The sequence below is a fragment of the Allofournierella sp. CML151 genome (genome assembly GCF_027853465.1).
Lineage (GTDB): Bacteria > Bacillota > Clostridia > Oscillospirales > Ruminococcaceae > Allofournierella.
The window spans coordinates 59,361-78,344 of record NZ_JAPNNW010000015.1 but is presented as its reverse complement, the minus strand read 5'-3'; the positions used below and the strand labels follow the sequence as shown (position 1 = coordinate 78,344).

Genomic DNA, 18,984 nt, shown 5'->3' with positions numbered 1-18,984 from the left:
AGAGGAAGCCCATGCGGGCTTCCTCTTTTTTACTTGCTTGCGTTTTGGGGATGGGGGATTACTTAGTGAACACGCTCAGATCGGCGGTCTTGCCCGGGTAGATGCCCATGGGCTCGTAGTGGGGGGTGACCACGCTCACGATGTGGGTGCCCTGCTCGGCGTTGAAGTCATCCAGATAGGGCTGATGCTGGAAGTAGTTAGCGTCCAGACTGCCGTCCTCTACGGCGGTGTTGGGCATCACGTAATCGTCAAATTCCACGATCTCCAGGGTCACGTTGTGCTCGGCCAGGATGGGCGCGGCGTACTCCAGAATCTCGGCGTGGGGGCTGGGGGAAGCGCCCACTTTCAGGGTGACCGGCTCAGCGATTTCCGGGATGGTCAGCTCCTGGGTGCCCATGGGCATGACTACGCCGTTGTAATTGGCGGCGATCCAGTCCTGCACGTCCTGGCTCATGAGCACGGCGGCCAGCGCCTGGATGGCGGGCTCGGTTTCCCGGCCCTCCTTTACGGCCAGTACGTTGCCGTAGGTCTGGGCAGCAACGCTCTCGGCATCCTCGCTCACCAGAACGGTGTCGCCGATGCCGGCACCGGAGGCATAGTTGCCGTTGATCACGGCGAAGTCCAGATCAGGCAGGCTGCTGGGCAGGGCTGCGGCTTCCATGGGAACGATCTCCACGTTGTAGGGGTTTTCGGCGATGTCCCGCTCGGTGGCTTCCAGACCCACGCCCTCGGTCAGGGTCAGAATGCCCTGGTCCTGCAGCAGCTGCAGGGCGCGGCCGCCGTTGGTGGCGTCTGCCGGAATGCCGATCTTGTAGCCGCCGGATTTGCCGCCGCAGGCGGCCAGGCTCACGGCCAGTACGGCGCACAGAGCCAGAGAAATCAGTTTTTTCATGATACACACTCCTCTATGTTGATGGATTGCAATAAGCGTTATAAAACGAAAACAGCACCCGGCTCAAGGCTCGCGCGCCGCCCGAAGCGGGGCGCTGTTTTTTCAAAAGGGGATCAGCGGTTGCGCTTGTCGGCCTTGCGGGCCAGCAGGTTGCACACGCTCTGGATGATGCACACCAAAATGACCACCAGAACGATGGTGGCGTACATCACGTCGCTCTGGTAACGCTGGTAGCCGAAGCGGAAGGCGATGTTGCCCAGGCCGCCCGCGCCCACCGCGCCGGTCACGGCGGTGTAGCCGAAGATGGTGATGATGGTGATGGACAGGCCCCGCAGCAGGCTGGGCACGCTTTCCACCAGCAGCACTCGGGTGATGATCTGCCAGTTGGTGGCGCCCATGCAGCGGGCGGCCTCCACAACACCGGCGTCGATCTCCTCCAGGCTCTGCTCCACCATGCGGGCCACGAAGGGCGCCGCCGCGATGGACAGGGGAACGTTGGCGGCGGTTGCGCCGATGGAGGTTCCCGCAATCAGTCGGGTGAAGGGGAGAACGAAGAAGATCAGAATCATGAAGGGGATGCTGCGGAACAGGTTCACGAACCAGCCGAACACCGCGTTGAAGCGGGGGGCGGCCATGATGCCGCCGGACTTGGTGGTGGTGAGCAGCACGCCCAGGGGCAGGCCGATCAGATAGGCCACCAGGGTGGGAACAAAGGTCATGTAAAGGGTTTCCAGCGTGCCCTCCCACAAAAGGCTGCCGTACTCCGCGAAAAATTCTGCCATGGGTTTATTCCTCCTTGCCCAGCAAAAGGCGGGCCACGTCGCTTTGGGGATGTTCAAAAATCTGAGCTGCGTCGCCCTGCTCCACAAAGCGGCCGCCGTCGATGACCACCATCCGGTTGCAGATGGCCTTGACCACCGCCAGCTCGTGGGTGATGATGATCACCGTCACGCCCAGCTTTTTGTTGATGGCCTGCAAAAGCTCCAGTACGCTCTTGGTGGTGAGGGGGTCCAGGGCGCTGGTGGGCTCGTCGCACAGCAGCACCTGAGGATTGGATGCCAGCGCCCGGGCCAGGGCTACACGCTGCTTCTGGCCGCCGGAAAGCTGGCTGGGGTAGCTCTGGGCCTTATCCGCAAGGCCAACCAGCTCCAGCAGCTCAGCCACCCGCTTTTCCACCTCGTCCTTTTTGTAGGGGGTGAGCTTTAAGGGAAAGGCCACGTTCTCGGCCACGGTCTTCTGCATCAGCAGGTTGTAGCCCTGGAATACCACGCCCATCTGGCGGCGGGCCTCCAGCAGCTCCTTGCCCTTCAGGTGGGCAAGGTCCTTGCCGTTCAGCAGGATCTGGCCTTCGGTGGGCTTTTCCAAAAGGCACAGGCAGCGCAGCAGGGTGCTTTTGCCCGCGCCGCTCATTCCGATGATGCCGAAGATGTCGCCATCCTGAATGGTGGTGGAAACATCCCGCAGGGCTTCCACCTTGCTGGCGTTTCCCGTAAAGATCTTGGACAGATGTTTGATCTCAAACATGATTGCTTTCTTTCTCTCCTTTGTTCGGTCCGGCGGTAAAACGGCAAAACAAAAAGGCTGCCGTCCTTGCAACAAAACAAGGACGACAGCCTGTAACAGACTTCGTGGTACCACCTTGATTCACCGGCCCCTTGCGGGGACAACGGCCTTTCCGGCTGCGGCAGAAATGAACTGATTACAGCCTGACGCTTTAACGGGCGTTCCCGGCGGGCACTTAGAACTCATGCTCTTCGCACACGCAGCTCCGAGACCATGTTCAGCTTCCTGTTCCCTGCCCGTTTCCACCGTCGGGGCTCTCTAGTAAGGGTCGATGCCGAAAGCCTACTCTTCTCTTCTTCGCTTTTGGATGATAGTATGCGTTTATGATACCGTCGAATTTACGGTTTGTCAAGCACTTTTTTGCGCGATATTACCAGAAAAACAAAAAATGCCCCGCTTTTTGGCGAAAAAGCGGGGCAGATAATCATAAATTGTGATTATTTATTCTCTTCCCAGATGGGGTGGTTCAGCACCCAGCGGCCGTACTCGTCCTTGTGGAAGATGTCGGTGTTGTAGAACTTGTCCAGAATGGCCCAGAACTCGCTCTCGGTGTAGCCGCAGAACTCGCAGAAGTCACGCACACACAGGGGGTCCAGCGCGCCGTCCCGCTCCTTGATCAGGGGGATGGCCTCCTCGCGGGTCATCAGGCCGTAGCGGATGTAGCGGGCGGTGTAGTCGGTGGCGGCAGCATGGCCGAACTTGGGGTACTTCAGCCAGGAGTGCACCAGATAGGCGCGGGAGTCGATCTGGTCGAAGTTCTCCACATGATGGCGGCGGTCCCACTCGTGGGTCAGGTCGTGGAAGCCGCGGCTCTTGGCCAGCTGATAGTTCTTGTAGCTGTTCCAGGGCAGGAAGTAGCTCATGTAGAAGGGGTCCAGCTTTGCCAGCTCCTCGGCGGTGGGGGCCTTGGTCAGGGCCAGGTCGTTGGCCGAAACGCCGTAGCTGAGCAGCTCCTCCTCGGGGAAGCCGACGGCCACGCCGTTCTCAATCTGGCCGCGGGCGGAGTAGGTCTCCTCGTCGGCGTTGCCGCCGTACTCAAAGCTCACGTTCTCGCCGTAGCACAGTAGGGGAGTGTTGAACTTCAGCGCCATATGCAGAGGGAAGGTGTAGATCAGCCGGTCCACGTACCAGGTGGGCTTGCCGTACTTCTCGAAGAAGGCGCGCATCAGGGTCTTCTGGGCCTTGATGTTGGGCTTGCAGCTGATGATGGTGCAGCCGAACTCCTCGCTGATGTTCTTCAGGTTGTGCTTGCCTGCCTCGGTCATGGGGAAGTTATCCTCCACGCTGAACAGGATGGGGTTCATCTTCATGACCTCTTTCAGGATGTACACCTGGAAGTGGCTGTCCTTGCCGCCGGACACGGCAACAGCGCAGTCGTAGCCGCCGGGGCCGTTGCAGCCGCGGTACTTGTCGCACAGGGCTTCAAATTCCTTCCAGCGGGCATCCCAGTCCACGTTGGCGCGGCTCTCGTAGTGGCGGCAGGCGCTGCAAACGCCCTCGGCATCAAAGGTGATGCCGGGCCGGGTGTCGGGCATGGTACATTTTTTACAGTATTTCATGGGTCGATCCCCTCCCTTGAAGTTAAGGCTTGTGCACAGGGGGTTCCTGTGCCGTCGCTTCATTATAGCATGCCCCGGCCCATATTACAAATTCCCACCGGGCCGCCGGTGCAAAATTCATGAATTTTTTGCAAAACAGCGCCCCGCCCCGCCCGCAAAAGCGCCGTGCCAAAAAGGCCGGGCAAACGGCGCAAAACAGCCCGCCGCCGGGTTTGACCGGCTGCGGCGGCAGGCGGTATGATAAAAACAGAAGAATATCCGCATCCCGTGGGCGATGCTTTCCGGTATAGGGCACCGGCCCGGGGATGCCCCGAGCAGGAAAGGAAGTGCTGTGGGATGAAAAAGCAGATACAAACTCCGTTCTGGGCGGGCCTTGCGGCCTGCGCTCTGCCGCTGGTGGCCGGGCTTTTGGCCTATGGCCGCCTGCCCGGGCAGATGGCGGTGCAGTGGAGCGGCGAAACCGGTGAGGTGACCAGCCTGATGAGCAAGCCCTGGGCAGTGATCGCCATTCCCATCGTGCTCATGGTGATGCACTGGGTGGTGTATGCCACGGTGCACAGCATGGTGCTTGGCCCCCGGCTGATGGGCGCGCTGCGGGAGGGCCTTGGCTGGCTGATCCCGCTGCTGAGCGTGGCCATGTACAGTGTGATCTACGGGGCGAATCTTACCGGCAGAATCCAGATTCTGGTGCTGCTGACCGGCCTGGTGGGTCTGGCGGTGCTGATCGTGGCGGCCCATGTGGCCGAGCTCCCCTTCGGCTCCCGCTGGGGCGTGCAGGATCATTTTTCCATGGCCAGTGAAGAGAACTGGACCCATATCCACATGGTCACCGGCGGCATCTGGGGACTGTGCGGTGCGGCAGTGATGCTGGGCAGCTGGCTTTCGCCGCTGAATGCGGGCCGGATGCTGTTGTGGCTGGTGCCCATGATTGTGCCGGGCATCTATTCCCACTGGATGGGCCGCCGGATGCAGAAAAGCTGACCCATACGAAACAACCAACCGAATGATAAGCACAACAAAAGCCCCTTCCCTTATGTCACAACGGCTAAGGGAAGGGGCTATCGTTTTTTTTTGCGCTTATTGTTTAGCCGCGAACTGCTTTTTGCAGCGAACGAGCAGGAAGGCCAGCAGGGCAATGGCCTGTACGCCGATGCCTAGAATGGTAGCCCAGGCCGCGCCGTACACATCAAAGGCGCGTAGCAGGGGCTGACTGGCCAGCAATGCGGCGGCAAGGCCCGCCAGATTGCCCAGAATCAGGCCCCGCATCTCCCGGGCGATGGTGAGCAGATGGCACAGCACCGTGGCCGCCACTGTGCACACGGTGGCCAGCACCAGCGGCTGCAGCAGGGGGGCATAGTCCAGCACCTCGGGGGTGGTGGGATACAGAATCGAAAGCCCCCAGCGGCCCAGCAGGGCCACGCCGATGGTACCGGCAATCCACAGGGCCACCAGCGCCGCGCCCAACAGGCGCAGCCCCTTGTAAAAGCCCTTGCCGTTCCGGTCGTTCCACAGGTGGGCAAAGGTGGTGATGAAGGGCACGAACAGGTAGATCACCGCCACCTGCAAGATCATCACCGGCAGGAAAACGTTGTTGAAGTAGCCCAGCTTCACGCTGCCCAGAATCCGCTCGCAGTAGTAGCGGGGCACTGAGGCGATGGTGGTGTTCAGAAAGGCGTACACCGCCAGCGGCAGGCATTCCAGCAGCAGGGTCTTCACGCCCGCCCCGCCGGTGCGTTTGAAATCCGTCCGGCGGCGGGCCAGGGGAATATCCACCACCAGCACATAGGCGGCGTTCAGCACGAACAGAATGGCCAGGGTGAGCACCAGGTCCTTGGTGAGCAGAAGGCCCAGGGTCACGCTCAGGGCGGTCACGATGCCGCGCACCCCGAAGCTGATGCCCACGATGTCGATTCGCTCGGCCTTTTGCAGGTAGCCGTGCCACACGTCGGACCAGCTCTCGATCAGCCGGTAGCCGGTGTAGAGGAAGATCACCCACCGCTGCTCGGCGGAATAGCTGTTGATAAACGAGAACACAAGGCAGCCCAGCCCCGCCGCCATCAGGGTGATGTAGCGGCTGAACAGGTAACTGCGGTCGGTGTATTTGCCCGACAGGTCCGACACCTGGAAGGTACGCATGCCGTAGCTGGCGGCAGAAAGACACACGTTGGCGATGGTCATGCCGGTGGCCAGCAGGCCGTTGGCCTCGGCCCCGGCCAGAGCGGTGACCAGCAGGGTGATGGCTGCCTGGCAGATGTAGAACAAAAGGCTGCCCGCGGTATTGAACAGCACGTTGCGGCGCATCTGGCGTTCCATGGCAGGTTACTTGCCCCCTTTCATCACAAAGGGGCGGATCTTGTCCTCCATGGCTTTGATCTGCGCCTTGGGCACATAGGCTTTTTCCACATAACCGTAGATGCGCTGTGCAAAATCCGCCAGACCCTTGTGGAAGAAGAACACCTTTTTGGGCGGCAGGCGCAGGGCGAACAGGATGTGTACTCCCCACAGCGCGAAGAACTTGAGCAGGTTGAAATGGGGCGTGAAGCCCTCGCCCATGGGCTCGTCCCGGGGCGGCTCCTTATATACGGTCTCCAGCAGGTCCGCCATGCGGAGGTAGGCGGGGGTCTCGCTGGGGTCGAAATAGCCCTCGATCACCTCGCGGGCGATGGGGAAGGGAGGGGTTTTGTCCGCCATAGCGGCGAGAAATTCCTCGTAGTTGGTCACGTAGTGGGCTCCGGCGTAGATCACCGGGTCATACTCGTGCTCGATGGGAGCCGGGCGCAGGATGTGGCAGCTCTTGCCCGCCATGTACACCTCAGCAATGGCGGTGCTCATCCAGATGGAGATGGAGTCCGCCGCCATGATCCAGTCCTTCACGCCGTAGGCGAAGATCACATGGAAGTTGGGCCGCTTTTTGGCCAGCTCGGCCAGCTGGGGGCTGTTCCACTCGCTGGGGTGGCGGCGGTAGACCAGCTCCACCTCCGGGTGCTGGCCCAGATACTCGTCGAACCAGCGCAGGGTCTCGGCCATGCTCACCCGGTTGGTGGCGGCAAAGCCGGTGAAGTCGGTGCCCGCCATCTTGCTCAGTTCTTTGACCTCCTGCTCGGTCATGCTGGCATAGCCGAAGCTGGAAATGTAAAGGTGCAGCTCCTTGGAGGCGTCCAGCCCGAACTCGGCGCACAGGTCCGCCTTGTTTTTGAAATAGCCGGAAAATTCCGGCCGCACGAAGTCCATCATCACCGCGCCGGTCACCGGGCAGTTTTTCTCCTCCATGCCGTGGGCAATCAGCCGGTCCGCGGTGCGGCGGCCCCAGCAGGTCTGCACGCATTTTTTGGCGTTGCCGCCCATGTTGAACCAGTCGCCCTCCTCCTGGGTGTCGCTGAGCATCTGCTCCCAGTGCAGGTTCACGATCTTGTTCAGCTTGCCCACGTTGTTGTAAACGTGGCTGTTGATGGCCTCGTTGTCGTACATGCAGCTGGACACCAGAACCTTCGGCTTTTTCCAGGTGAAGTACTTCAGCTTTTTGCGGTCCAGCAGCTGGCGGATCTCGGCGGTGTAGCCCCGCCGTTCCAGCTCCAGTTTCAAAAGAAGGTCGCTTTCGTATTCCCGCACCGTGTGCTCGTAGAGGATCAGAAAATCAAGACTCACTTTTTTCTCTCCTTTTTTGGGGGCTTTTCGGGCAGCATCCGCCGAACTGGCGGGGCGCTGCTGTTAGCCCAGATCGGTGAACAGCTGCTCGGTCCACTGGGGCAGGCCGTAGCGTTCGTCCAGGTGGAAGCCGTCGTAGAATTGGGTGTCGTCGTCAAAGTCCGGCCGGTCAGTCCATTCGTAGTCCAGCACCGAGAAGCCCAGTTCGGCGGACTGTTCCGCCAACTGAGGCAGCACGGTGGTTTCCATCTGCTCGGTGATGGTGCCGCCTTCGCCGTACACATCGCAGACTTCGGTTTTCACGATGTCCGCCATGGGGGCCAGCACCACGGTCAGCTTCACGCCCCGCTCGGCGCAGCGGGCGGCGGCCTCGTACAGCCGGTCCAGCTGGCTGGTGTTCAGCGACCAGTTTTCGCACTTGGTGATGAGGGCGGCGGGGTACTCAGCCAGCAGGGTGTGAACCTCATACACCGTGCCGTCGGCGGCGGTGTAGTCCTGCGGGTAGACCCAGTCGCCGGTCTCGGGGGCGTCCACCCGGCCGGTGAGCTGGTTCTGCAGGTTGGTGAGCATGTTCACGTTGTATTCCAGATTGAAAAGATAGGCGAAGGGATTGTTCAGGGTCTTTTCCAGATTGCTCATCCGGTCGGTGTCGTAGCCCTGGTTGATGGTGTAGAAGGAAAAGCCGAAGATCACTTCCTCCAGATCAGGGTTATTGTCCAGCGCCCAGTTCAGAAGGTCGATGCCCTCCCGCAGCGACGCGCCGCCGAAGGCCAGATTCTGCCAGGGGCGGCCGCTGGTTTGTTCCACCAGGTCCATGTCGAAGTGGGCAAAGCGGGAATCGCCGATGATGATGGAATTGCCGGGCTGGCGTTTGAAATCTTTCAGCCGGCTGATGGGAGCGTCGCTGTCGGTGTTCGGGTGCAGGCCGAAATAGTTGTTGGGCTCAAAGGCCGCAAACAGGCAGAAATACGCCAGCACCGGAACCAGCAGCAGCGCAAGGTTGCGTAAAATATGTTTCATGGGGCCGTGGGCTCCTTTCTGCGATCCGAATTAAAAACCGCCGTAGGCAAAGCTGCCCCCGGCAAAGCCGCCGTTCTGCATGACGAGACCGGCGAAGCTGAACAGCACCAGCGCGTAGTAAAGCGCCCAGCGCACAGCGGGTTTCTGGGCGGTGAGCACCAGCTCCTCGCTCTTGTTCTTGAACTGGAAGTTGCGCTGCCAGTCCAGCCAGAAGGCCAGCGCCAGGGTGCAGGCCAGCATCACCAGCCAGGCCGCGCCCATGAGGGTGTTGTTGTAGAAGCCGCCCAGAATGGCCTGCCAGCTCTCGGAAGCAAAACGGGCGGGGGACCAGCCCGCGAACCATCCCTTCAGAATGGCGAAGGCCTGGCCCACGCCGTAGCTTTCGCCCTCTGGCTGGCCAATGGCGCTGCCCATGGCGAAGAACACCATGCTGAAGTTCCACAAAAGGAACACGCCCAGCCGCTTGGTCCACATCTGGCGGGCAGGGGCCTTCTTTTTGGGCTTGCCCAGCTTCTGATGCAGCAGCTCCTCGCCCACCCGGTAGGCGGCCTGTAAAAGGCCCCAAATCACAAAGGGCAGGGTGTTGCCGTGCCAGAAGCCGGAGACAAAGAACACGCAGAAGACGCAGAACACCGGCGAAAACCGGGTGATCTTTCTGCCCAGCAGCGGCAGCCTGGAGGCGTCCGCCCAGACCAGCGTGGTGAACAGGTAGTCCTGCAGCCAGCTGGAAAGGCTGATGTGCCACCGGCTCCAGAAGCCGGAGAAGTTGGTGGCGAAGAAGGGGGTCTTGAAGTTCTCCGGGATCTCCAGCCCCAGCAAAAGGGCGCTGGCCCGGGCCATCTGGGAATAACCCACGAAATCAAAGTAAAGATAAAAGGTGTAGCTAAGCGTGGCCGCCAGCAGCGCCGGGCCGCCGTGGCCGGGAATGTCGGCAAAGACCTGGCTGACGTACATCATCAGCACATCCGCCACTGCCACCTTTTTGAAAAAGCCCAGCGCGAACAGCTGCAGTGCCCGCACGGTGCGCACCGCGTCGAACCGGTGCTCCTCGTTCAGCTGCGGCAGCACCTTCTGGGCCCGGCAGATGGGTCCGGCGGTGATGGTGCCGAAAAAGCTGAGGAAGGCCGCCAGATTCACAAACCGCTTTTCGGCGGGCATGTCGCCCCGGCTCACGTCGATCAGGTAGGAGAGAGCGGCAAAGGTGTAGAAGCTGATGCCCAGCGGGAAGGGCAGACGATGCAGCACACCCGGCGCGAAGGGCAGCACTGCCAGCGCCAGGTTGAAATATTTGAACACCGCCAGCACGGCCAGCAGCACGATCACCGCTGCCGCCAGTTTGCGCCCCCGCTTTTCGGGCGGCGCGGCCTGCAGGCTCAGGCCCATGCGCCACACGAACACACAGCTGGCCGCCAGCAGGGCAATGGGCAGCGCCTGCCACAGGCCGGAAAAATCGCTGCCCGTGGGGCGGTTGCACCAATAGAAAACAAGGCTTGCCGCAAGCAGAAAATGATTTTGCCAGCGCCGGGGCAGAAGCTTCAGGTATACAAAAGCCACCAGCGGCGCAAAGGCAAGGTAAGAAAGATTTTGAAAGCTCAAAACGGTTGCCCATCCTTTTTGTTTCGGTATATTGCGGGAAAACCTTCCCAAACCCTCATTATACCGGCTTTTTTGGCCACTGTAAAGGAAAACGGGCTTCCAGGTGGGGGACCGGGGGGGGAGGGGGCGTTTTTTATTGAAATTAATGGCGGTTTATATTATACTAAGTAACAACTGGGTAACAACCGAACCGGCCCCGACCCGCAGCGCGGCGGGCGGCGGCGCGGCTGGATATTTGGTATAAAAACAAACGAAGTTGCAAAGGAGATTCTGCGATATGGCGAACACTGTGATGGTCACCGGAGCCGACGGCTTCATCGGCAGCCACCTCACCGAGGAGCTGGTACGAAAGGGCGAGAAGGTCAAGGCCTTCTGCTACTACAATTCCTTCGGCACCTGGGGCTGGCTGGACACCCTGCCCAAGGAGATCAAAAACGAGATCGAGGTGTTCATGGGCGACATCCGTGACCCCAACGGCGTGCGCCACGCCATGGAAGGACAGGACATCGTGTATCACCTGGCGGCGCTGATCGCCATTCCCTTCAGCTACCACAGCCCGGACAGCTACGTGGATACCAACATCAAGGGTACCCTGAACGTGCTGAACGCGGCCCGTCAGGTGGGCACCAAGCGCCTGCTGGTCACCAGCACCAGCGAGGTGTACGGCACCGCTCAGTATGTACCCATCGACGAGAAGCATCCCTACCAGGGCCAGAGCCCCTATTCCGCCACCAAGATCGGCGCGGACCGTCTGGCCGAGAGCTTCTACCGCAGCTTTGATCTGCCGGTCACCATCGTGCGGCCCTTCAACACCTACGGTCCTCGCCAGAGCGCCCGGGCCGTGATTCCCACCATCATCACCCAGCTGCTCACCGGCGCCACCGAGATCAAGCTGGGCAGCCTGACCCCCACCCGTGACTTCAACTACGTGAAGGACACCGCGGCGGGCTTCATGGCACTGGCGGGCTGCGAGGCAGCCATCGGCCAGGAGGTGAACATCGCCACCGGCGAGGAGCATTCCATCGGCGATCTGGCCAACGAGCTGATCCGCCAGATCAACCCCGAGGCGAAGATCGTGTGCGACGAGCAGCGCCTGCGCCCCGAGAAGAGCGAGGTCAACCGCCTGCTGGGCGATTCCACCAAGATCCGCTCCATGACCGACTGGAAGCCCCAGTACACCTTCGAGCAGGGCCTGGCGGCGACCATCGAGTTTTTGAAAAACAACCTGGACCGCTACAAGCCGGACGTTTATAATCTGTAAAGGCGATACCACATAATTTCAGGTGGTGGAGCGCGCCGGAAAATTTTTTGCGGGATGAACCAAAAAGCGCAGACAAGCCTTGGTGGCTTGGCGAGCATTTTTGGAAAATCCCACGGAAAATTTTGGTGCGATACGCTGCCTGAGCCGCCAGGCGTGAATTGTGTGGTATTGCCGTAGGTCTGTGGGCGAGGTAAGCCCCCGGGCTTGCCTTGCCATTGCCGGGCGGACTTTTGCAAAAAGGTCTGCCCGGCTTATGCCGTTTAAAAAGGGGAGTTTTCCCGCCGCTGAGAAACGGCAAAAATCAACGAAGCGAAAAGGAATTTCTATGACGCAACAAGACATTTTGGCCCGGCTGCGGCGGCTGCCCGGCGGGGTGTTCTGGCTGCTGGGCTGGCTGTGCGCCTGCGCCGGGGCCGTGTGCTTTGCCTATTACTGGCGGGTGTTTTATTACCTGGAGGGCCGCATCGGGGCGCTGCCTCTCACCGCGGCAATGGTGGGCCTGGCCAGCGTGGCCACCCTGGCGGTATTTTTGCTGGTGCGCTTTGTCAAGCAGCTGGACACAAAGGCCGCAATCTGCATCTTTTTGTGCGGGGCGCTGTTCTGTTTTGCCAATCCGCCCCTGCAAACGCCGGACGAGACCAACCACTTTCTGCGCAGCTATTCGCTGAGCCTGGGGCATTTTGACTTCGATGCCAACCGCACCTATCCGGACGACGTGGCCAAGCTGGTGGAAAGCTTCCCCGGGGCCTGGGTGAACAGCCACACCAGCCAGGGCGTGACCACCGACGAGGACGGCAACCCCAGCGTGTACACCACCGAGGGCTATGCCCTCAAGCAGCAGGGCGAGGGCGGGCCGGTGAGCGGCGTGGCCGACGGTTTTGCCGCCTACTTTGACGGCCAGCCCGCCGAAAATCCGGTGAGCGAGCCCTATTTCTTCATGACCATCTCCATGGCGCCCCAGGCGCTGGGCATTCTGGTGGCCCGGCTGCTGGGCTTCGGCGCGCTGGGCTGCATGTACGCCGCCCGGCTGGCAAACCTGGCCGCCTATGCGGCGCTGTGCTGGCTGGCACTGCGCAACTGCAAGCGCTACAAGCCGGTGTTCCTGGCCTTCATGCTGCTGCCCCTGAGCCTGTATATGGCTGCCTCGGTGAGCTACGACGCCACCCTGCTGGGCTTTTACTACCTGGTGGCCAGCTTCTACTGCAAGGATGAGATTACCGACCGGGACATCGCCCTGTTCCTGTTCGCCTTTGTGATGATGAACGTGGCCAAGCCCTACATCAACCTGCTGTGGCTGGTGCTGCCCATCGTGCTGCCCAAGAGCGCCTGGAAAACCCGCTGGAAGAAGTGGCAGCTGGCGGTGGCCTGCCTGGTGGGCGGTTTTGCTCTGGGCAAGTTCTTCGACTGGTACGGCACCGCTTTCCGCTACAATTACCCCTACGTGGGGCGGCAGATCGCCGGGGCCGGTGAGGTGGACCAGCTGGCGTTCATCCTCTCGAACCCGCTGCGTTACATCGCGGTGCTGCTGGGCACCTTCTACGAAAACAAATTCTACGTGGGCCAGATGGGTCTGTTCGGCGCGCTGGATCTGGAGGTGCCCTTCATCAGCCTGATCAGCCCCATGCTGCTTTTGTTCGGCGCGGTGCTGTCGGTGCATGAGAAGAGCAGCCTGAAGCCCGCGCCTGCCCTGGGCCTGGGCGCGCTGAGCGTGCTCTACATCACCGGTGCGGCCACGGCCATGTACATCACCAGTACGCCGGTGGGCATGATTCGCATCATCGGTGTGCAGGCGCGGTACTTCCTGCCCGCGTTTTTGATGCTCACAGTGCTGCTGGCGGCGGTGCTCAGCCATGTGCTGGAGCCGCGCCTTGCCGCGGGGCAGAAAAAGCCCCAGACGGTGGCGCTGTGGACCTTTGCCGCCTTCGGCATGCTGGGCGCGGTGCTGCTGTTCCAGCATTACTTCATCGGGCCGGTATTCGTTTTGCCCGGCTGACCGATTTTTGATTTGACTGAAAAGGGGGAAAACGCGGGATGGTGATGGTAACGATCAGCGGATTCCTGGCGCTGGCGGCCATTGGGCTGTACAGCGCCTTCCTGGCCCGGCTCTGCCGGGCGGATGCCGCCCTGTTTGCGCTGCCGGTGATCGGCGGCGGGGCGGTGTGGCTCTGCCTCTGGGGCTTTGTTGGCCTTTTGCCGGTAGGCGGTTGGCTGTTTTATCTGGGCGCGGCGGCGCTTGTGGCCGTTCTGCTGGCCCGCCGACGGCTGGCTGAAACGCTGGAGACCCTGTTCACACCGGCCTTCGGTGTATTTCTGGCGGCCAGTGTGTTCTTTCTGGTGGTGTTCGCCATCACCCGGCCGGAGTTTGCCCAGAACGATGAATTTACCCTGTGGGGCTCGGCGGCTAAACTGACCAAGCTGCAGAACGTGCTGCACCCGGCGGCTCAGGGCAACCTGCTGGCCAAGGCCTCCAACCCGGGCATGATGCTGGTGGTTTATCTGTTCCAGTTTTTCAGCGCCGGGTTCTCGGAGTGGAGTGCCTACTTTGCCTACGATGCCATGCTGGCCGCGGCGGTGGCTGCCATGGCCGCGCTGGCAGGCAAACGCTGGTCGGGCACCCTGGTGCTGGCGGGCTGCGGCTTTCTGCTGCCTTACTTTTTCAGCGCCCCCTCGGTGGGGGAGCTGTCCACCGTGTACCTCTCGGTGCTGGGCGATCTGCCCCTGGGCTTTGTGTTCGGGGCCACGGTCTGCCTGTATTTTGCGTTAAAAGAGAAAAAATGCTGCCTGCCGGTGCTGCTGGTGCAGGTGAGCTTTCTGACCCTCATCAAGGATATGGGCCTGGCCTATGCCCTGATCGCGGTGGGCCTGATCTGCGCGGATGCGCTGCTCACTGGGCCGCTGGCGGGCTTTGGCCGCCGTCTGGCCAAGGCAGTGGGCGGCGGTGTGCTGCTGGCCGTTCCGGTGGCGGGCTTTTACCTGGGCTGGACCCGCTATGTGGCGGCCATGACCGGCGCGGACAAAACCACCGTTGGCAGCGGTGACGCAGCCATGAGCCAGGGCGCGGCTATCCTTTCCGGCGTGCGGCAGCTGCTGCGGCTGGAGGAGCCCACCGAAAAGTTCACCCAGGTGAGCGCGCTGATGCTGAAAAGCCCGGTAAGCGTGCCGGTGTGCCTTCTGGGCGGCGGCGCGCTGGCGCTGGCGGCCATCTTCCTTGTGCTGGCCATGGTGTTCCTTGCCCAGAAACAGGGGGAGGAGCGCCGCCGCCCGGTGGTGCTGGCGGTGTTCGGCACCCTGGCGCTGGTGGCCTTTCTGGTGTTCCACCTGTTCTTGTATGTGTTCAACTTCAAGGACGCGGAGGCCCTGGAGCTGAAGGATTACATCCGCTACATCGGGCCCTATTATCTGGGCTTTTTCCTGATGGCGCTGGGCCTTCTGGCCCGGGCAGGCTTTGGCGGCGCGTGGGCCAAGCTGGCCCGGATGGCCGCCGTGGGTGTGCTGGCGGTGTTCTGTGTGCTGATCGGCTGGCGGGGCGTGCCCGCCGCGGGCTTCTGGAACTATCCCCACGTGGTCTACGCGGTGCGGGATGACGTGAAGGAGCGGGCCGGACAGGTGAACGACCTGCTGGATTGGGACGACACCGTTCTGCTCATCAGCCAGGGCGACGACGCCACCCGCTGGAACTACTTCGGCTATGATCTGAACGCCACGCTGGCCCGGGGCTTCGGCGGCTTCGGCTATGGCCACGAGGGCGACTGGAACTGGGACACCACCCATATGAATCTGGTGGACCCGGCCCGTGCCCAGGAGGGTATGCCGGAGGTGTACCCCTACCAGACCGTCTGCACGGCGGACGATCTGCGGCTGTTTTTGCTGGACAAGCGCTACACCCATATCCTCATCGACGAGAGCGACGATTACATCGCCGGGACCATCGGTCCCGCCTTCGGCATCGACGATCTGCCCGACCGGCGCACCGATTCGGTGATCCTGCTGCGGGTGGAGTATGAGGGCGACACCGTGCGCTGGGTGCGCGAGGAAGGAGGCGCGGCATGAAACGACCGATTCGCTGGCTGGCGGCGGCCTATGCTGCCGTGCTGGCCCTCTGGCTGATTTTTGGCGGGGTAAGCCTTGCCAAAAGCGCCTGGTATGCCTACAAAGGAATGAAGGCGCAGACCGAGCTTGCCTGGCAGGACCTGACCGGCGTGGGCGTGCAGGAGCTGGAGGGCGAGAAGGAAGGCGTGTGGTACGTCTCCACCGATACCGACCCCCAGCTGCACTGGACCGCCCCGAACCCGGAAGGGGTTTATCTGGAAACGGTGGAGCTGCGCGTGGAGCAGCTCACCCCCGGCCAGGCGGTGGTGCTTTACTGGAAAGCACCGGGCCAGGCGGATTTTTCCGCGGCTCAGATGGTGTATGCCCACAAGACTGCCGACGGCGCGTACCGCTTTGATCTGGGCGGGTGCGTGGTGAGCGAGATCCGCCTGGACCCGGACAGTGTGGGCGGCGTGACCACCCGCTTTGACGGGGTGACCCTGAACCCGGCCGAGGGCTGGTACGCCGCCTTTGTTCCCACCGCCACCGGCCTTGTGCTGGGGCTGCTGGTACCGCCGGTAATTGTGGCGGTGCTGTGGGAGCTGTGGGCGATATTGGAGCCTGAGCCGTTCCGGGAATCGGCGCGCATTGCACGCCGGAAGCCCCGGGGCGGGAGTGCCTTTAAAAAGGAGAAATGAGCTTGCAGTATTTTGATCTGGTTTTGAGTTTTACGGCCCTGTTCGGCCTGTGCGCCTTCCTTACCCTGAAGGCCCGGCTGCACAGTGCGCTGGCTCCGCTTGCCGCGCTGGGCATTACCGGCATCTGGTTCACCCTGGCGGGCGTGGCGGATCTGCTGGTGGCGGGCGGCTGGGTGTTCTATCTGGCGGCCTGGGGCCTGGGCATCTTTGCCCTGGTGACCAAACGCAGCGAGGCCCGGCGGCTGCTCAGCCCCGGCGCGGTGGTGTTCTGGGGGCTGGCCATCAGTTTCGCGGTGTATTTTTCCATCCGCCAGCCCATGTTCCATGATTTTGACGAGTTCAGCTTCTGGGGCCCGGCAGCGCAGATGACCAGTACCACCGATCATCTGTATACCATCTGCGAATACGGTACCCCCTGGCAGGCTACCCAGAACTGCGGCCTGATCGTGCTGAGCTACTTTGTGCAGTTCTTCGGGGCCTTCGCGCCCTTTAAGGTGTATCTGGCCTACGACCTGCTGCTGTTCGCCTGCATCGCTGCGCTGGTGGGTGTCATCGGCTTCAAACACTACCGGCTGGCGCTGCCCATGGCGGTGATCGGCTGGTGCACCCCCTGGTTCTTCACGGTGTATGCCCGTACTGTTGCAGTGGACGACACCTACATGAGCGCCTACGGCGACGTGCCGGCCGGAATGCTGGCAGGCGGCGCGGTGGCCATGTGGATTGCCCTGCGCAGCGAAAAGGGTGCGGGACCCCGCTGGGCGGGGCTGCCGGTGCTGGCTTTGCTGGCCAACATCAAGGACAACACCTTCCCCATTGCCCTGATCGCGGCGGGCTGCATCGCGGCGGATGCCTTCCTCTTTGATTACAAGGACCGCTGGAAGGAGGGTCTGGCCCGGCGGTTCGGCTTTGCGGTGCTGTGTCTGGCAGCGCCGCTGGCCCAGTATAAAATATGGAGCAATTACATCGCGGTACTGGTGCAGAAAAACGCCGAAAGCGGCGGCACCGGCGTGACCTCCCTGAGCCCCTTTGGCGCGGCGCTGCAGGGCACCAGGATGCTGCTGGGCCTGTCCGTGCCGGAGGAGTACGCCGCCCGGCAGGAGCAGTTCTTTGCCGCCATCCAGAGCATGTGGGCGGCCTTTCTGAGCAAGGAGCGGCTGGTGTCCATGGTTGGGCAGGGCGTTCTGGTGACCGGCCTGATTCTGGGCATGTTCGTGATTGCCCTGGTGTTCGCAAAAGGCATGCGCCAGCGGATGCGGGTGCTGTGCTGGATGGGCTTGAGCACTCTGGGCTTTGCGGCCTACAGCTATGTGATCACCATCAGCTACGGTTTCATCTTCAAGCCCTTCCAGGCAGAAGGGCTGGATGACTACAACCGCTATATGGATACCTATTACATTGTCTGGTTCCTGATGGCCGCGGCGGTGCTTTCCTGGGTGGTGCAGACCGGCCGCTGGCGGCTGCTGGGTCAGGCGGGGGCGCTGGCCTTTGCCGGCCTGATGCTGCTGCGGGTGAACATGCTGGTGCTGCCCCAGATGAGCGTGCTGGGCTTTTCCGACGCCACCTTTGCGGACCAGTACCTGATCATGGAAAAGGTGGACGCGGTGAAGGCACAGATCGACGAGGACGACCGCATCTTCTTTGTGAGCCAGGGCGACGACGGCCTGCTCTGGTTCACCTACAGCTGCTACTTCCAGCCCAATATTCTGGATTACAGCGGCTGGGAACTGGACGAGGAGACCGGCCTGTACGGCGCGGGCGGCGGTACCTTCTGTCTGCCCGAGAATATGCCCGAAGTCAAGGAGGGCGGCGCGCTTTACTTCCACGCCTACAGCACCGAGGACTTTGCAAAGGCAGTGGCCGAGAGCGGCTGTGAATACATCTTTGTGGACAAGCTGGACGCGGGCTTTGTGGCCGGATACGGCAGCCTGTTCACCGATGGTCTGGCCGCCGCCGAAAACGGCGAGACGCTGCTCTACCGCATCACGCTCGACGGCTATGAGCCGGTGGCGATGGAGGTGCCCCGATGATTCCAAAACTGAAACAATGGCTGGGCCGTCCGGTCTTTCTGCCTCTTCTGTGCTATGCGGCGGCGCTGATCGTCTGGCTGGGGGGCAGCGTCTGGAGCCTTGGAATGGATACGATCGCCAAGGCGGGCGGAAGCCTTTACCAGTGTGAGCTGATGCTGGAGAATTTCGAACTGGTGGACATGCAGCTGCTGGAGGACGGCAGCTACATCACCACCAGCGGCGACCCCCAGATGATCTGGCACAACACCGACGGCATGACGGTGCGCACCCTGCGCCTGACGGCCAGCTTCGACCGCAGCCCCCGGGAGATGTGCCTGTATTACACCAATGCCGAGAGCGAGGACTTCAGCGTGAACAAGCGGGTCTTTGCCGCTCAGCAGGATGACGGCAGTTATGTGTACACCCTGCCCCAGGGCAGGATTGCCGCTCTGCGGCTGGACCCCTGCAGCCCCGAGGAGGGCAAGCCTGTGACCATGACCTTTTCCGGCTTTTCCATGAATGAGCCGGCGGGCCTGGTCAGCTACTTTGCCCCCGGCTGGTACGGGGCCATGGAACTGGTGCTTTACCCGGGGCTTTGTGCCTGCGCGCTGTCGCTGGCTCAAAGCGCCTGGCAAACATATCAAGCAAAGAAAAAGCGCTGAGTGCCGCTTTCAAAAGCGGCCCGGCGCCAGCCCAATCTTTGGAAAAGAGGTTA

The 18,984-nt window shown here is 61.7% G+C and carries 15 protein-coding genes; 7 read left to right on the top strand and 8 right to left on the bottom strand.

The window, feature by feature from the left end; all coding sequences use genetic code 11:
• Positions 1-58: 58 nt before the first annotated feature.
• The 4 genes from PH256_RS11275 to PH256_RS11260 form a co-directional block, all read right to left on the bottom strand.
• The gene (locus PH256_RS11275) at positions 59-892 is read right to left on the bottom strand and encodes a MetQ/NlpA family ABC transporter substrate-binding protein (protein ID WP_270914260.1); all 834 of its coding nucleotides are present in this window, start codon (positions 890-892) and stop codon (positions 59-61) included.
• A gap of 113 nt (positions 893-1,005) precedes the next feature.
• A complete protein-coding gene (locus tag PH256_RS11270) occupies positions 1,006-1,674 on the bottom strand; it encodes a methionine ABC transporter permease (protein ID WP_087183715.1) in 669 nt (222 codons plus the stop codon).
• Between the two features lie 4 nt (positions 1,675-1,678).
• The gene (locus PH256_RS11265; RefSeq protein WP_270914259.1) at positions 1,679-2,416 is read right to left on the bottom strand and encodes a methionine ABC transporter ATP-binding protein; all 738 of its coding nucleotides are present in this window, start codon (positions 2,414-2,416) and stop codon (positions 1,679-1,681) included.
• Between the two features lie 476 nt (positions 2,417-2,892).
• Positions 2,893-4,014 carry an N-acetyl sugar amidotransferase gene (locus PH256_RS11260; protein WP_270914258.1) on the bottom strand — a complete coding sequence of 374 codons (1,122 nt, stop codon included), beginning with the start codon at positions 4,012-4,014 and terminating at the stop codon, positions 2,893-2,895.
• Positions 4,015-4,350: 336 nt separating this feature from the next.
• Between PH256_RS11260 and PH256_RS11255 the strand changes: the two genes are divergently transcribed.
• The gene (locus PH256_RS11255) at positions 4,351-4,995 is read left to right on the top strand and encodes a DUF1648 domain-containing protein (RefSeq protein WP_158096378.1); all 645 of its coding nucleotides are present in this window, start codon (positions 4,351-4,353) and stop codon (positions 4,993-4,995) included.
• Positions 4,996-5,091: 96 nt separating this feature from the next.
• On the opposite strand, the gene PH256_RS11250 is transcribed toward PH256_RS11255, so the two are convergent.
• The 4 genes from PH256_RS11250 to PH256_RS11235 all read right to left on the bottom strand — a co-directional run bounded on the left by PH256_RS11250 (position 5,092) and on the right by PH256_RS11235 (position 10,275).
• Positions 5,092-6,327 (bottom strand): lipopolysaccharide biosynthesis protein, encoded by a 1,236-nt coding sequence (locus tag PH256_RS11250; RefSeq protein WP_270914257.1) that lies wholly within the window; start codon positions 6,325-6,327, stop codon positions 5,092-5,094.
• A 6-nt stretch (positions 6,328-6,333) separates the two neighbouring features.
• Positions 6,334-7,659 (bottom strand): surface carbohydrate biosynthesis protein, encoded by a 1,326-nt coding sequence (locus tag PH256_RS11245; RefSeq protein ID WP_270914256.1) that lies wholly within the window; start codon positions 7,657-7,659, stop codon positions 6,334-6,336.
• Between the two features lie 63 nt (positions 7,660-7,722).
• Complete coding sequence (locus PH256_RS11240) at positions 7,723-8,679, bottom strand: hypothetical protein (protein ID WP_270914254.1); 957 nt, start codon at positions 8,677-8,679, stop codon at positions 7,723-7,725.
• A gap of 30 nt (positions 8,680-8,709) precedes the next feature.
• Positions 8,710-10,275, bottom strand: coding sequence for an MBOAT family O-acyltransferase (locus tag PH256_RS11235; protein ID WP_270914253.1), 1,566 nt, complete (start codon positions 10,273-10,275; stop codon positions 8,710-8,712).
• A 277-nt stretch (positions 10,276-10,552) separates the two neighbouring features.
• Between PH256_RS11235 and PH256_RS11230 the strand changes: the two genes are divergently transcribed.
• The 6 genes from PH256_RS11230 (at position 10,553) to PH256_RS11205 (ending at position 18,931) form a co-directional block, all read left to right on the top strand.
• Positions 10,553-11,536, top strand: a complete 984-nt coding sequence (locus PH256_RS11230; protein WP_087180763.1) for an NAD-dependent 4,6-dehydratase LegB — start codon at positions 10,553-10,555, stop codon at positions 11,534-11,536.
• A 325-nt stretch (positions 11,537-11,861) separates the two neighbouring features.
• Entirely contained in the window at positions 11,862-13,529 is a 1,668-nt protein-coding gene (locus PH256_RS11225; protein ID WP_270914252.1) for a DUF2142 domain-containing protein, read from the top strand.
• Positions 13,530-13,567: 38 nt separating this feature from the next.
• Complete coding sequence (locus PH256_RS11220) at positions 13,568-15,586, top strand: hypothetical protein (RefSeq protein WP_270914251.1); 2,019 nt, start codon at positions 13,568-13,570, stop codon at positions 15,584-15,586.
• Positions 15,583-16,263 (top strand): hypothetical protein, encoded by a 681-nt coding sequence (locus tag PH256_RS11215; RefSeq protein ID WP_270914250.1) that lies wholly within the window; start codon positions 15,583-15,585, stop codon positions 16,261-16,263. Before PH256_RS11220 ends, PH256_RS11215 begins: the two co-directional genes overlap by 4 nt.
• On the top strand, positions 16,260-18,290 hold the full coding sequence (locus PH256_RS11210) for a hypothetical protein (RefSeq protein WP_270914249.1): 2,031 nt from the start codon (positions 16,260-16,262) through the stop codon (positions 18,288-18,290). Before PH256_RS11215 ends, PH256_RS11210 begins: the two co-directional genes overlap by 4 nt.
• Positions 18,287-18,931: a hypothetical protein gene (locus tag PH256_RS11205; protein WP_270914248.1), complete on the top strand. Its 645-nt coding sequence runs from the start codon at positions 18,287-18,289 to the stop codon at positions 18,929-18,931. The genes PH256_RS11210 and PH256_RS11205 overlap by 4 nt, the downstream gene beginning before the upstream one ends.
• Positions 18,932-18,984 lie beyond the last annotated feature (53 nt).

Bases quoted from the DNA above. Each gene is read 5' to 3' on its own strand.
- PH256_RS11275 (WP_270914260.1), bottom strand. From the start codon at position 892: ATGAAAAAACTGATTTCTCTGGCTCTGTGCGCCGTACTGGCCGTGAGC.
- PH256_RS11270 (WP_087183715.1), bottom strand. From the start codon at position 1,674: ATGGCAGAATTTTTCGCGGAGTACGGCAGCCTTTTGTGGGAGGGCACG.
- PH256_RS11265 (WP_270914259.1), bottom strand. From the start codon at position 2,416: ATGTTTGAGATCAAACATCTGTCCAAGATCTTTACGGGAAACGCCAGC.
- PH256_RS11260 (WP_270914258.1), bottom strand. From the start codon at position 4,014: ATGAAATACTGTAAAAAATGTACCATGCCCGACACCCGGCCCGGCATC.
- PH256_RS11255 (WP_158096378.1), top strand. From the start codon at position 4,351: ATGAAAAAGCAGATACAAACTCCGTTCTGGGCGGGCCTTGCGGCCTGC.
- PH256_RS11250 (WP_270914257.1), bottom strand. From the start codon at position 6,327: ATGGAACGCCAGATGCGCCGCAACGTGCTGTTCAATACCGCGGGCAGC.
- PH256_RS11240 (WP_270914254.1), bottom strand. From the start codon at position 8,679: ATGAAACATATTTTACGCAACCTTGCGCTGCTGCTGGTTCCGGTGCTG.
- PH256_RS11230 (WP_087180763.1), top strand. From the start codon at position 10,553: ATGGCGAACACTGTGATGGTCACCGGAGCCGACGGCTTCATCGGCAGC.
- PH256_RS11225 (WP_270914252.1), top strand. From the start codon at position 11,862: ATGACGCAACAAGACATTTTGGCCCGGCTGCGGCGGCTGCCCGGCGGG.
- PH256_RS11220 (WP_270914251.1), top strand. From the start codon at position 13,568: ATGGTGATGGTAACGATCAGCGGATTCCTGGCGCTGGCGGCCATTGGG.
- PH256_RS11215 (WP_270914250.1), top strand. From the start codon at position 15,583: ATGAAACGACCGATTCGCTGGCTGGCGGCGGCCTATGCTGCCGTGCTG.
- PH256_RS11210 (WP_270914249.1), top strand. From the start codon at position 16,260: ATGAGCTTGCAGTATTTTGATCTGGTTTTGAGTTTTACGGCCCTGTTC.
- PH256_RS11205 (WP_270914248.1), top strand. From the start codon at position 18,287: ATGATTCCAAAACTGAAACAATGGCTGGGCCGTCCGGTCTTTCTGCCT.